13 protein-coding genes are annotated in these 12,913 nt (G+C 52.4%); 3 read left to right on the top strand and 10 right to left on the bottom strand.

Annotation, left to right across the window (positions count from 1 at the left end; translation table 11 throughout):
- Positions 1-3: 3 nt before the first annotated feature.
- The 10 genes from LOK74_RS23415 to LOK74_RS23370 form a co-directional block, all read right to left on the bottom strand.
- Positions 4-318, bottom strand: coding sequence for a hypothetical protein (locus LOK74_RS23415; RefSeq protein WP_230044404.1), 315 nt, complete (start codon positions 316-318; stop codon positions 4-6).
- Positions 315-1,325 (bottom strand): 3,4-dihydroxy-2-butanone-4-phosphate synthase, encoded by a 1,011-nt coding sequence (locus tag LOK74_RS23410; RefSeq protein ID WP_230044403.1) that lies wholly within the window; start codon positions 1,323-1,325, stop codon positions 315-317. The genes LOK74_RS23415 and LOK74_RS23410 overlap by 4 nt, the downstream gene beginning before the upstream one ends.
- A 27-nt stretch (positions 1,326-1,352) precedes the next feature.
- Positions 1,353-1,886 (bottom strand): NADPH-dependent FMN reductase, encoded by a 534-nt coding sequence (locus tag LOK74_RS23405; protein ID WP_230044402.1) that lies wholly within the window; start codon positions 1,884-1,886, stop codon positions 1,353-1,355.
- A gap of 136 nt (positions 1,887-2,022) precedes the next feature.
- Positions 2,023-3,507: an aldehyde dehydrogenase gene (locus tag LOK74_RS23400; RefSeq protein WP_230044401.1), complete on the bottom strand. Its 1,485-nt coding sequence runs from the start codon at positions 3,505-3,507 to the stop codon at positions 2,023-2,025.
- A complete protein-coding gene (locus LOK74_RS23395) occupies positions 3,500-4,315 on the bottom strand; it encodes an alpha/beta fold hydrolase (RefSeq protein ID WP_230044400.1) in 816 nt (271 codons plus the stop codon). Before LOK74_RS23395 ends, LOK74_RS23400 begins: the two co-directional genes overlap by 8 nt.
- Position 4,316: 1 nt before the next feature.
- Entirely contained in the window at positions 4,317-4,895 is a 579-nt protein-coding gene (locus LOK74_RS23390; RefSeq protein WP_230044399.1) for an amino acid synthesis family protein, read from the bottom strand.
- Positions 4,896-4,933: 38 nt separating this feature from the next.
- Positions 4,934-6,064 (bottom strand): LLM class flavin-dependent oxidoreductase, encoded by a 1,131-nt coding sequence (locus LOK74_RS23385; RefSeq protein ID WP_230044398.1) that lies wholly within the window; start codon positions 6,062-6,064, stop codon positions 4,934-4,936.
- A gap of 171 nt (positions 6,065-6,235) precedes the next feature.
- The gene (locus LOK74_RS23380) at positions 6,236-6,913 is read right to left on the bottom strand and encodes a GntR family transcriptional regulator (RefSeq protein WP_230044397.1); all 678 of its coding nucleotides are present in this window, start codon (positions 6,911-6,913) and stop codon (positions 6,236-6,238) included.
- 147 nt (positions 6,914-7,060) lie between these two features.
- Positions 7,061-7,441 (bottom strand): 4-carboxymuconolactone decarboxylase, encoded by a 381-nt coding sequence (gene pcaC / locus LOK74_RS23375; protein ID WP_230044396.1) that lies wholly within the window; start codon positions 7,439-7,441, stop codon positions 7,061-7,063.
- 89 nt (positions 7,442-7,530) lie between these two features.
- On the bottom strand, positions 7,531-9,102 hold the full coding sequence (locus LOK74_RS23370; RefSeq protein WP_230044395.1) for a BCCT family transporter: 1,572 nt from the start codon (positions 9,100-9,102) through the stop codon (positions 7,531-7,533).
- A gap of 368 nt (positions 9,103-9,470) precedes the next feature.
- Between LOK74_RS23370 and LOK74_RS23365 the strand changes: the two genes are divergently transcribed.
- From LOK74_RS23365 to LOK74_RS23355, 3 genes are read left to right on the top strand one after another with little or no spacing between them, the layout of a single operon-like run.
- Entirely contained in the window at positions 9,471-10,412 is a 942-nt protein-coding gene (locus LOK74_RS23365; protein WP_230044394.1) for an AAA family ATPase, read from the top strand.
- The gene (locus tag LOK74_RS23360; RefSeq protein ID WP_230044393.1) at positions 10,412-11,605 is read left to right on the top strand and encodes a DUF58 domain-containing protein; all 1,194 of its coding nucleotides are present in this window, start codon (positions 10,412-10,414) and stop codon (positions 11,603-11,605) included. Before LOK74_RS23365 ends, LOK74_RS23360 begins: the two co-directional genes overlap by 1 nt.
- Positions 11,602-12,903, top strand: coding sequence for a DUF4129 domain-containing protein (locus tag LOK74_RS23355; RefSeq protein ID WP_230044392.1), 1,302 nt, complete (start codon positions 11,602-11,604; stop codon positions 12,901-12,903). The genes LOK74_RS23360 and LOK74_RS23355 overlap by 4 nt, the downstream gene beginning before the upstream one ends.
- Positions 12,904-12,913 lie beyond the last annotated feature (10 nt).

Here is a 12,913-nt window from a genome sequence, read left to right as displayed (position 1 = left end):
TCTCTACCCCCATCCCTTGATTCTCTCCGATGATCCCACCTGCGACGCGTCGGCTGAATAGTAGGTTTCCAACTTAACCGATAAGCCACCAGGACCGAACTTGCGGCGAGCGTTTCCTTGGCGATCCGATTGGCTCCGCATGAACTCGAGAAAAGACAAAATAGTTTGGCGACGATGCAAAATATCTTTTATGCCTTGTCGAAAAAACCAGGCATCGATCGTATTGTATATTCCGCGATTTATGCCGTAGCGGGACTCGCACATGTTGATAAACCACAAGTCGGGCAAGTGGATCTCCTCATCTCTCGCTTGACTCATTCCGCTCCTCCTATGCGAGCAGGCCTTTCCTCCGCTTTTGCCGCGATATGCCGGCGATGTTTGACAAACTCCACATCTTTCTTGATTTGCGAAATCAGATCATGCATCGTCGCAAAAGAACGTTCCTCACGCACAAAAAATCCGACCTCTATTTGCAGCTTCTCGCCGTAAATCGTCTCATCGAAGTCAAAGATATGCACCTCGTAATGAACAGCGGTTTCTTCCGGATGAATGGTCGGTCTGAGCCCCACATTCATAATCCCGAGAAATCGCCTGTTATCGTAGTGAACGTTTACGCCATAGACGCCATTGGGCAGTTGCCCCTCTTTTGAATCTACCTGTAGATTGGCCGTCGGAAATCCAATTTTACGACCGATCTGTTTCCCGTGGATCACCTGGCCAACAAACGTGCACAACACATCTTCTCTTCTCATCTCAACGATCTCGCTGACGGTTAGCACCGGGAAGCCGCATTCGCGAGCCAGTTTTTCGATGTCCTGGATCGATGCGATCTCTCCCTGCTGATTGAGGATCTCGCAGACATAGCCTACTGGCGAAGCAGAAGTCTCCTTGGCCAAATCGATCACCGCCTCTACCAGAGCTGTTCGTTGCAAGATTCCGTGCTCTTTTCCTGCCAGAGGGAAGACATGCCCAGGCTTGCGAAAATCTTCTGGCCGGATATCCTCTCTCGTAAACGCTTTGATCGTTTCGGCCCGTTCAAAGGAGGAAATGCCAGTCGTACAAGTTTTGTAGTCTACAGAGAGAGTGAAGGGTTTCATGGGGTCCTCCACCATGAAGGGAAGATCCAGCTTCTGCGCTACTGATTCGGGCAGACAGACGCTAACCAGTCCTTTCCCCGCTTTGGTCATCATATTCACCTTTTTGGGAGTTACATGCTCGGCAGTTCCTACGAGGACACCGATCCCGGTATGAACGTCATCCAACAGAACAATCAATTCTCCCTCTCTCAATACACGAAGCCCACGTTCAACTCTACTGTTGTTCATGCCTTTCCCTTCCCTTCAACTGTCCCCTTATTTCAACGCTTTCTGCATATGGACCAATTCTTTTGCCAGATCGGACACGCGTTCCAATACTTCGGGGGCGACCAATTCATTCTGTTTACTGAAATGATCCTGATGGGCATACACGTAGCCAGGGGCAACAAAAGCCCGGAAATAGCCGGCGATCGGCTTCAACTGGTTCTCGATGACCAAATAATGCTGATACGTTCCTCCGGTGGCGACAAATCCCATCACCTTGTGGCGAAAGGCTTGGGGAGGCACCAAATCAAACAGGTTTTTCAAAGCCCCGGTAATCGAGCCCTGGAAGATCGGCGTCCCAATGATGTAGAAATCAGCCGATGCGACCATATCGATCACTTTCTTCGTGTCCCCTGTGTAGGTAGACGGATCTCTCCCATCGCAAAACTGAACGTCATAATCTTTCAAATCAAGCATTTCGGCTTCGATCTCCGGGTTGGCTTGCTTGATTTCCTCCAACACTTTTTGCACGACAACCCGTGTCTTTGATCCGGTAATCGTACCCGAGATAGCCAGCAGCTTCAATTCTATTCCTCTCCTTTTTCCAACGTTGTATCGGTACAACCCTGCCAAAGCTGTCAGTCAAGAACTGGTCAGTAACAGAGGATCAGCCAGTACCTGTCAATATCGGTCAGTATCGGTCAGCCAGCGCTTCCGTCCGTTACCGCATGATGAACGGATCCGGCATCGGCTCGCCAGACGTATTCACCCAGACCACTTTGCTCTGCGTATACTCGTATATCGCCTCATAACCGCTTTCTCGTCCGTAGCCGCTCCAATGGGAGCCGCCGATCGGGGCGATCGGGGAAATGCTGCGATAGGTGTTCACCCAGACGATCCCCGCCCTCACCGATTTGGCCACGCGATGAGCCTTTGCCAGGTGATTAGTCCAGATCCCGGCTGCCAGAGCGTAATTGGTGCCATTGGCCAGAGCAATCGCCTCTTCTTCTGTCTCGAATGGAATCACCGTAAGCACGGGGCCGAAGATCTCCTCTTGGGCGATGGGACTCTTGGGATCTGTATGTTCAAAAATGGTCGGCTCAAAATACCAGCCACTCCCTCCGGCCTCCGGCTGTTTGCCGCCATAAACCAGGCGAGCACCGTGCTGTCGACCAGCATTCACATAATGCTCCATTCTTTTCACTTGAGCTTCAGTGGCCAAGGGTCCCATCTCAGTCTCAGCCGCCATCGGATCGCCAATGATGATGCGGGACGCCCGGTCGGCCACTTTTTCCAGCACCTGATCGTAAATCTTCTTGTGAAGAAATGCCCTTGAACCGGCGACACAGCTCTGGCCGGCCGCTCCAAAAATCCCGGCGATGATCCCCATCGCGGCATTATCTGCGTCCGCATCATCAAACACGATGTTGGGTGATTTCCCGCCCAGTTCCAAGGTGACCCGGGCAAAGTTCTCCGCTGAATTGCGGATCACGTGACGAGCTGATTCGGGACCACCGGTAAAGGCAACGCGACGAACGAGCGGATGACTGGTTAAGGCACTTCCTACCGGATCTCCGAAACCGGTTACAACATTGACAACACCTGGCGGGAAGCCAGCTTCTTCGATCAGCGGCATCAGTTCAAGCAGTGATGCCGACGTAACCTCTGAAGGCTTGATCACGATGGTATTGCCAGCCGCCAATGCTGGTGCCAGCTTCAGCGTTGTTAGGTAGAGCGGAGAGTTCCAAGGTGTGATCGCAGCCACTACACCGAGCGGTTCACGGGATGTAAACGCTAGCATATCTGGCTTGTCGATCGGGAGCGTCTCACCGTGAATCTTGTCAGCCAAGCCGGCATAGTAATAGAAAAACTCCGGTAGATACTGCAGCTGCCCGCGCATCTCGCGAATCAGCTTGCCATTGTCAAGCGTCTCATAGACAGCCAGTTCACTTGCACGCTCTGCGATTAAATCTCCCAGACGTCTCAATAATTTTCCGCGCTGCGTATAGGTCATCGAGGCCCAGCGAGGGTGTTCAAAGGCTTTCTGTGCCGCCTGTACAGCCCGATCGACATCTTGCTCCGTACCTTTGGCAACGAGACACCAAGGCTCCCCCTCTGCCGGGTTATAGCTCTCAAAGTATTCGCCGCTGCTTGCTTCCACCCATTCCCCATTGATATACATGCGGTATTTTTTCCATTCAGCCATTTCTCCGCACCTCTCCCTCGTACTTCTCGAATGCCGAAATCAGGAGCTGATTGAACCGCTCTGCCGCTTCGATCGGCAGCATATGCCTGATTCCCGGCAGCACCGTCACTTCCGCCTTGGGAATCCGTTTGGCCATAAGCTCCGCCATCTCAGGGGTTGACCCTCGATCCAGCTCACCCGTAACGATCCATGCCGGGCAGGAGATGAGGGGCAATTGTTGATACAACTCCTCATCCGCGGCGGCGAATACGCGGTAAGCGGCCAGGTAGGCATCCGGATGATTGGCCCGCAAGCGGTGACGGATGCTCTCGATCACTTGCGGATGCTTCGCCATGTACGCTGGACTGAACCACCGTTGAATCGCCGCTTCAATGGTCGCCTGATGGCCGCGTTGCTCTACTTCTCTCACCCGGGCAAGCACCGCTCTACGCTGCTCTTCGGTGCGTTTGGCCACAGAGCTGACGATCGTCAAGGTAGAGACTTTTTCCGGGTGCAGGGCGGCAAAGCCTTGGGCCACCAGTCCCCCCATCGAGAAACCGACGACATGCGCTTGATCCAACTCCAGTTCCTCATACAGATCTTCCAACTGCTTCACAAACTGTGCCAACGTGTAAGGACCGGCCGGGCAGGCCGATTGACCATGCCCGATCATGTCATAGCAGATGACCCGGTATGCTTTCGATAACGCCTCCACTTGCTGTTTCCAAATCGTTCCGTCCAAACCGACACCATGGATGAAAATGACAGGGGCACCATTTCCCGCTTCTGTATAGTGCGTGAATGGAGAAGTTGCCATCGGTTGCTCCATGTTATTTCAATCCCATCTCCACCATGTCTTGATGGCGGTCGCCAATACGTGGATGGGGTCTGCCTCCGGTTGCCGCCCCGATCGCCACCACGATCTCGTCCGCTCGCGGAGCATCCGGGATATTCATCTCAAACGTGAGGAAATGGGACCGCTGGGATTCATCCGTCTTGTGAACCATCGGGATGGTCACATAGGTGCCTGGACCGCCACGCTTGTTGGTAAAGGATAAAATGCTTGTTCCTTCGACAGCATCGCGGAACTTGTTGCCAAAACGGAAGGTGTGGATCATCGCGGAGGCATGTTCCAACTCTCCATCCACTCCTACAACCGCTGCCTTTCCGAACGCTTCTACTTCATCTGCTGAACCGATCACTTCGAATAACTTCTTGACCAGTAGCTCTCCCAACTCCGGACAGCAGGCGAGAATTTCCGGTTTCAGATCCTCTACATACCCCCTGCCATGCCAAGGATTCTTGATTACGGCTACCGTCGCAATGTTTTTGATCGATGGCCGGACTTCTTTTCCTCCTTCGAGAAACGTTTCTTCGACGTGTGTATATACTTTGCGGATTTCCAGCATACTCTTTTTCCTCCATACCTTTTATTTCTGAAAAGACGTTATGATTGGAATCTTGGCATAACTTCTTCTGCGAACAGCTTCGTGCTGCGCATGATTTTTTCATGGGACAAGCTGCCGTGATTGGTCCAGAGCAGCAAGTGTTTCAAGTTTAGCTCTTCTTTCAGTTCCTGGATTTTTTCCGCTACATAATCCGGCGTTCCGAACAGCAGGTTTCGCGGATGCAGAAAGTCATAGCTCAGTTCGGTTCCCGGCTTCAGCTCTTCGCCCGGATCCAGCAAGTTCCCCAGCCCGCGCCAGTGGCAAATCCAACGGTACGTATGGAGGACAGCAGCTTCGGCATCCCTGCGCGCTTCTTCCATCGTCTCAGCCACGTAGCAATCGCGAACAAGCGCGAGCCCTTCACCCAATTCCGCCTCTGTTCCCTTCGCTTGTGACAAGCTCTCGCGATAAAGCTCAAAGCGGATTTTCAATTCCTTTACCGTCGGCATCCAGAAGATCCCGTTCACTTGGTGTTCAGCTGCCCATTTGATCGAGCGCGGCGTATCGATTACCTGCCAGAGCGGAGGATGCGGCTTTTGAAGCGGCGGCGGCATGATCGACATCTTTTTGATTTCGCCCTTTTCCATATCGATATACTCATCCGTTTGCGGGCTTAGCGGATGATTCCACTTCAAGCCTGGCGCAGGAAACTGGTAAAACTCTCCCTGATGGGAAAAGAACCGTTGCGACAGCGCTTTCTTTACGATTTCGTAAGTCTCTTCAAACAGCGCCCTGTTCTTTTCCTGATCACGCGGGTCGGCCAGTTGATTCAGATTCATCGCTTCCCGACCGTAGAGCCCACGCCCGATGCCTACATCGACGCGACCGCCACTCAACTGATCCAACAAGGCGATATCTTCTGCCAAACGGAGCGGATGCCAAAAGGTGATGATGTTGGCTGCTTGGCCGATGCGAATGTTCTTGGTGTGAGCCGCAATATCGGCACCCATCAAAATCGGGTTGGGAATCAATTCGTATCCTTCATGTCCGAAATGGTGCTCCGTATACCAAATCGAGTCAAACCCAGCTTGATCACAGTAGACGGCCTGCTCCCTTGCTTCCTCAATCACCTTGGCAAATTCCTGCTCTCTTCCCGGGCCTGCCAAGTTTGCAAATATGCCAAATTTCATGTCCATACCCCTTTCCCTTGTCATCTGCATCATCACTTGAGATATAAGCTCCTACTTGAAACAAGACGTCTCGATCTCCTGCCATGTACCATGTACCATACAAGTGTTGTTTATGGGTATAATGCTACAGACTCTGCTTACGCCTGTCAATCTGTTTATGCCAATATTCCGCTATCCATACAACTCCGCTTTCATTACTTGGATTAACTTGTCGCCACTCGCTTTGACGTGCTCTCTCATCAGTTTTTCTGCTAATTCAGTATCCCTTGCTTGGATCGCTTCTACAATTCGTCGATGTTCATTGATTGATTTTTCGAGGCGATCCGGCTGATCCAACGTGATATACACAAATCTTTTGTAGGGAAGCTGATTGATCAGCAGATTAAAATGGTACAGCAGTTTACTGTTGCCAGACCCCCTCAGGATGGCATCATGAAACCGCCCGTTGCTTTCCACGTACCGATCAATATCCCTCTTTTCTACGGCTTCTTCCATGCTTTCCATCGCCTGGACCAGTTGATTCGATTCCGGTATCTCTCCTCTTTCAGCCATCAAACCTGCAGCAAGCCCTTCCAGAGATTCTTTGATTTTAAACAATTCAAAGATCTCTTTTTCAGTTGGCTTCCTAACACAGGTACCTACACGTGGAATGATTTCAACTAACCCCTCTTGCTGCAGTTGTTTCAACGCCTCGCGGACAGGCGTCCTGCTGACACCCAAACGCTGTGCAAGAGCGGTTTCTGACAGTTTTTCCCCCAATGCGAACTCTCCGGATACGATCGCGTTTCGCAGCACATTTGTTACTTGTGTATGAATGCTCTGAGTAGAAACAGTAAGATTCAATCCCAAACACCTACCTCTCTATCTTTTTCTGTGCCATGCACCATGTACCATGCACCTGATCTGCTGGTACACCCACGGTAATCAACAGATTCATTCCGTGTCATCGATCATCAGCCTGGCACACCATGACCGTATCCAGACTGCTTTACTACTTTACTCGATGTCCAAATCATGAAACACTTCTTGTGCCAGTCTAAAGCTGTCAATCGCTGCAGGAACCCCACAGTAGATCGCCGTCTGCAATAACACTTCTCTGATCTCTTCTTTGGTCAAGCCATTCTGAATGGCGCCGCGCACATGCAGCTTCAGCTCATGCGGACGGTTTAACGCCGTCAGCATGGCGAGATTGATCATGCTGCGCGATTTTCTGGAAAGGCCAGGCCTACTCCACACCTCTCCCCAACAATACTCCGTGACCAACTCCTGCATCGGACGATTGAAGTCGGTCGCGTTTTGAATGGATTGATCCACATACTCTGCGCCTAAAACCGCACGCCGAACCTCAAGTCCCTCTTGAAATCGTTTTTGATCCATCTATTCACCACTCCTCGTCCTCTTCGTCAACAGGCAAGATAAACATTCCACTGATCCCTGCGTTTTCCATTATCCGACTATGGCATTTTCTACACGACTACTTCCTTTTCCTTTACTTCCATTGTCTCCGTTTTAACAATCCCTTGTTCAATGGCCATCTTTTTAGCCAGCTGAGGTGCATGCCACAAGGAAGGCAGTAGCAAAAGGGAGACCGGAACAGCCGCAATGACGACAAAGGATTGCAGGGCGCCAACACCGCCAGATCCGATATTGATCAGAATAATGGCGATAAAGCCCATCAGCACACCCCAGAATACACGTAAAACATTGGGCGGATCTCCTTCACCCGTGACGCCCATAGCCAGCGTGTAGGACATGGAGTCTGCTGTTGTGACGACGAAGAGAATCGTCAAGATCAAGAAAACAGAAGGCATGATGACGGAGAGCGGCATTTGCTGCGCGATGGCAATGATCGCCGCCGGCAGCCCATTCTCTTGCAATGGCCCGCTTACCGAACCGGCATTGCTCAGTTCATAAAAGATTCCCGAACCTCCCAATACGGTAAACCAAAAGTTGGTTGTTAACGAGGAGATCACAGAAACCGCTAAAAACACCTCTCTGATACTGCGTCCTCTCGAGATTCTGGCCACCAGCAAAGCGACCATCGGCCCAAATCCAATAAACCAGCCAAAGAAAAAGAGCATCCACCAGCCAAGCCACTCTTGATCTCCACGATACGTGCTGATGTGAATAAACTCGCTCAAATAAAAGCCAAGTGAGGATACAAACGAATCAATAATAAAACGACCGGGTCCAAACATCAACAAAAAAATCGCAATGATAATGGCCATCGATACATTTAGTTTACTAAGCCATTGAATCCCTTTGTCAATTCCGGTGATTGTTGAAACAATCGTGATGCTAATCAAACCGATGATAATCAACGCTTGGGTTATGAAATGATCTGGAACGCCGAAAATCGAATTGAGACCATAGCTGACTTGCAGCCCCAGAAAACCAATCGGCCCGATGGTCCCAGCTGCCGCCCCAATAATGCAAAAGGAATCGGCGAACGTTCCCCATTTGCTCGTCAGGATTCTATCCCCCAAAATCGGATACAGCAACGTTCTAGGCTTTAACGGCATCCCTTTATGATAGTGGGCGTACATGATGATAACCGCGCTGATTGATCCATATACCGCCCATGCCGTAAACCCCCAAGACATAAAAGCTTGTGCGAGTGCCGGAGCTACTGCTGCTTGCGTACTGGCCTCGATTCCCTCGTGCATCGGAGGCACATCCATGAAATAATACATAGGCTCCGCTGCCGCCCAGAAAACGCCCCCTGCTCCTAATCCTGATACCACAATAATCGCGACCCATTTAAACATACTCATCTCTGGCTTAGCCACATTCCCCAGTTTCACGCTTCCGTACCGGGAAAAAGACAGCCCCAACCCAACGGCAAATGTGGCCAGCAGCAGCAACTGCCAGTACGCGCCGAAATAACGGATCGAAAGTTCGAAACCTGTATTTACAAACGTTGTTACCGCTTCCACATTAAAGAGCGAAAGGATGACAAATAGCAGCAAGAGTCCTCCACTGATATAAAAGACAGGCCAATCGATCTTGCTGCTTACGGATTCCCACTTATTCTGCACCGTTGATCTCCTCCTTCACATTCTCTTCTCGTTCTACTGACCGACAGAAACAGGGCGGCTTCCAGAGCAACCTCTCCTCTGTTTGTATGCGCTTTCATTCCACCTCCTAAAGAAAGTCCATAACAAATGGACTTTCTTAACTTGTTGCCATACGACAACTTGCATGACATATTGTTCCATGTACCATGTACCATGCAAGATGGTTATCTAAAAAATAAACCACCCACCCACAAATGTCAATAAATTTTATACTTTCAGAAATAGGAAATCATTCTTTCATCATTGCTTACTATTATATGGTAAAAAAATTTTTGGCAAACTATAATAGGATTAATTATGAAACGATTTAGAGAAAAAGGAGAAGGTGTATGGAGAACCAAAAGCTCGAACAACTGCTTCAGTCCATCAATCGCGTCATCGTCGGAAAAGAAGAGCAAACACAGCTGCTCGTCGCTGCTTTACTGGCACGTGGTCACGTGCTGTTAGAGGATCTCCCCGGCATGGGCAAGACCATGTTGGCCAAAACGCTGGCTCAGGGGATTGGCGGGGAGTTTCGCCGGATTCAGTTTACCTCCGACCTGCTTCCTTCCGATGTGGTCGGACTTCACTACTTCAATCCCCAGACGAGTGAATTCGAACTGCGGCGCGGTCCGGTGTTTGCCGATGTACTGCTGGCCGACGAGATTAACCGGGCGACGCCTCGCACGCAGTCAGGACTTCTGGAATGCATGGAAGAGCGTCAAGCAACGATCGAGGGAATCACCCTGCCGCTGCCTCCTGCCTTCTTCGTCATCGCCACCCAGAATCCGATCGAATCGGAGGGGACGTATCCCCTGCCTGAGGCACAACTGGACCGCTTCCTGTTCCGCCTCTCACTAGGGTATGGCCGCCGGGAGGAGTCCCGGGAGATGCTGCGCCGGTTCCGCAGTGATTCGCCGCTGGAACAGATCCAACCGGTTCTCACCATCGAAGACGTGATGACCATGCAGCAAGCGGTAAAAGAAGTCCATGTTAGTCAAGCAATCGAAGATTATGTGATCGATCTGGTCGAAGCGACCCGCGAACACAAGTCGATAGAAGTGGGCATCAGTCCCCGTGCCATGTTGGCTCTAGTCCGCTCCGCGCAAGCGCTCGCCTATATGCAGAGTCGTTCGTTTGTGCTGCCTGACGATGTCAAACGGGTTGTTCCTGCGTTGTTTACGCATCGCATCGTGCTGACCATGGAAGCAGAGCTGCATATCTCAGAGAGCGAAGTGGTTGCCGAGATTCTGCAATCGGTGCCCGCTCCGGTAGAAGAAGGCGTGCAGTAATGGGTGCACGGCAATTGTATCAACTGTTCGGCAGCCTGTTCCTCTTCTTCGGACTGATCTCGGGAGAATGGTTTCTCTGGCTGCTTGGCGGATTTTTCTTTTTCGTAGTCGTCTGGCATCGTTGGTGGAAGCGCAACCTGCCCCGCTGGATCTCCATCTCCTGTCAAGCAGACGGCTCCCGGGTGATGCCAGGAACTGCAGTCAGAGTACGTCTGGTGCTCGGCAACCGTTCCTGGTTCCCGCTCCCGTACACCACTATTCGCTTTACCCTGCCGGAGCATGTCCTCGTCGAGGGAGCGGACAAGCTGGAACTGCAGAACAAGCGCCACGTAATTCAGCTCTGGCTAAGTGTCCCGCGCCGGTCCCAGGTGGAGAGGAGCATCACCTTGATCCCGCAAAAGCGCGGTATCGTCTGGCTGACCGCAGTGGAGACCGAACTGATCGGTTCGTTTTGGCCCGAGAGCATTCAGACAGAGTTGCGGATGCCTTTTTCCCTGCTGGTGTACCCCGCTTTACTGCCGATCCCGTCTGTCTCGTTTGGCGATACGGAACCGCTCGGACGGCGTCTGTCCCGGCAGCGTGTCCAGGATGACAGTGCCTTCATCCGCGGTATTCGTCCGTATCAGGGGGGAGATCGGCTGAAACTGATCGATTGGAAAGCAAGTGCCAAGACACAGTCGTTAAAGACACGCCAGTTGGAGTACACGTCCCAACCACACTGGCTGATCCTCGGCCATATCCTGCCGTCGTATGAGCCGCTGCTGCAGAAGCACAATGACGGGTTGAACGAACGGACGATCTCAACGCTGGCTTCTGCCGCTGTGCAGTGCCGCCGGAGCGGACTGCCTTATGAATTGTGGATCAACGTCAAATGGCGTGGCAAAGAGTTCCTGCAATTCGCCAAGGGGAGCGGCAAAGCCCATCATGTGCAGGTGATGACCCAGTTGGCTCAACTTCATCTGTTCGCCCCGGGATCGCTGTTGGCCGTGCTCCGCCGTTTGGAGCAGAGTCGGGAGAAGCAGGCTATCTTGCTGATCAGCCCGCGTCTCGACGAAGTGATGATGACTGCCTTGGAACGGCTGGCACGACGCGGACACGAGCTGGTCATCCTGGATACGAGCGATGAAGTCGTAGCACTACACCGCATCGGCACTATTCGCAGCCATGGCGCAGCAGGGGGTGCTCTTCGATGAACACCTCCTCCTATACACGTATCGCCTTGATTCTGTCACTGGAAGCACAGGCGGCAGCAGCCTTGCTGCTCGCCCTGCGCTATCTGCCGCTCGATTTTGTCCAGTTATTCGGATTTTTTGCAGCCATGTCCCTGCTGTTGGCGGTTGGCGCCTGGCTTTACCAAGGCGGCGGCTTCAGCATGACCCTGCATCTGCTGCTCTATCCGCTTGCACTAGCTGTAGGCGTGGCTGGTTATCTGTTGTATCAATCTGTGCTTTTGGCTCTGCTGCTGGCAGGGGGCTACTACTGGCGCATCCACGCCGTCTCCACCTCCCAGCTCACCGAGCAAAAGGCCTTTTTGCACCGCTTTCTCTGGGCTACACTGCTCTATGCAGGCTGCCTGTTCCTGTACACGCTGTTTTTGGCGGGTGAGGTAGCGCCTATCCTCGGGATGCTGGCTGTTTCCACTCTGTGGTTTATCGTCGTCAGCGGCGCTGAGTATATCACGCGCGACAAGCCGGCGGGAGCTCACACATCCGGGAAGGCGCTCGCCTCCCTGAGCGGTCAACTGGCTCAACTGCAACTGCTCACCCTCGCCGCCTACGCCGCTTGTGCCGGACTGGTGCTTGCGGTATTGGCTGCTCTGTGGCAGACAGTGAAGCAGCTGCTGTACTCCCTCGCTGTTACGTTAACCGGACCGCTGCTGCAACTGCTGGAACAGTGGATCGAGCAGTTAGCCAATCTGGTGGCAGAGGATCAGCGATCTGAAAACCTGATCGGGGGTCAGGGAGGCGCTGACGAGTCTGTTCCGATCGGTTCCGATGCGCTGGGCGAATCCCTGATTTCTCAGCTTGCGCCCTATCTCACAGGAGCGATTGTGCTTTGCTTTCTGCTCTGGTTCGGTTGGCGGATCTGGCGGACGCGCCGATACGTCCCGGAGACGGAACAGCTCGATCGATCTGCCCAGCAAACCGCAACGATCACGGCGGTGGCGGATGGAGATGGCAGCTCTCTCTCCTGGACGGAGGAGATCAAGGCATTTTTCAAACGGCGGACAACCCCTGATGATCCTGTACGTCACTCCTACTATCAGTTTCTGCTGGCGATGGCAGCGAAAGGGATGCCGATCCGCAAAAACGAGACCAGTCAAGAGTACCTGCGCCGGATCGGCAGCACACGGCAGGACGATTCCTTGACTGCCTTGGCCAATAGGATCACGCGGTATTACGAGCAGCATCGTTACTCCTCTACCCCGCTATCGCCAGAGGATCTCGCCTCGCTGCAGTCGGATGTAGAGAAACTGCGCAAGCTGCGTTGAATCAGCATAA

It is taken from the genome of Brevibacillus humidisoli (assembly GCF_020923435.1).
In the GTDB taxonomy this organism is placed as follows: domain Bacteria; phylum Bacillota; class Bacilli; order Brevibacillales; family Brevibacillaceae; genus Brevibacillus_E; species Brevibacillus_E humidisoli.
This window is presented reverse-complemented; position numbering and strand designations above follow the sequence as displayed.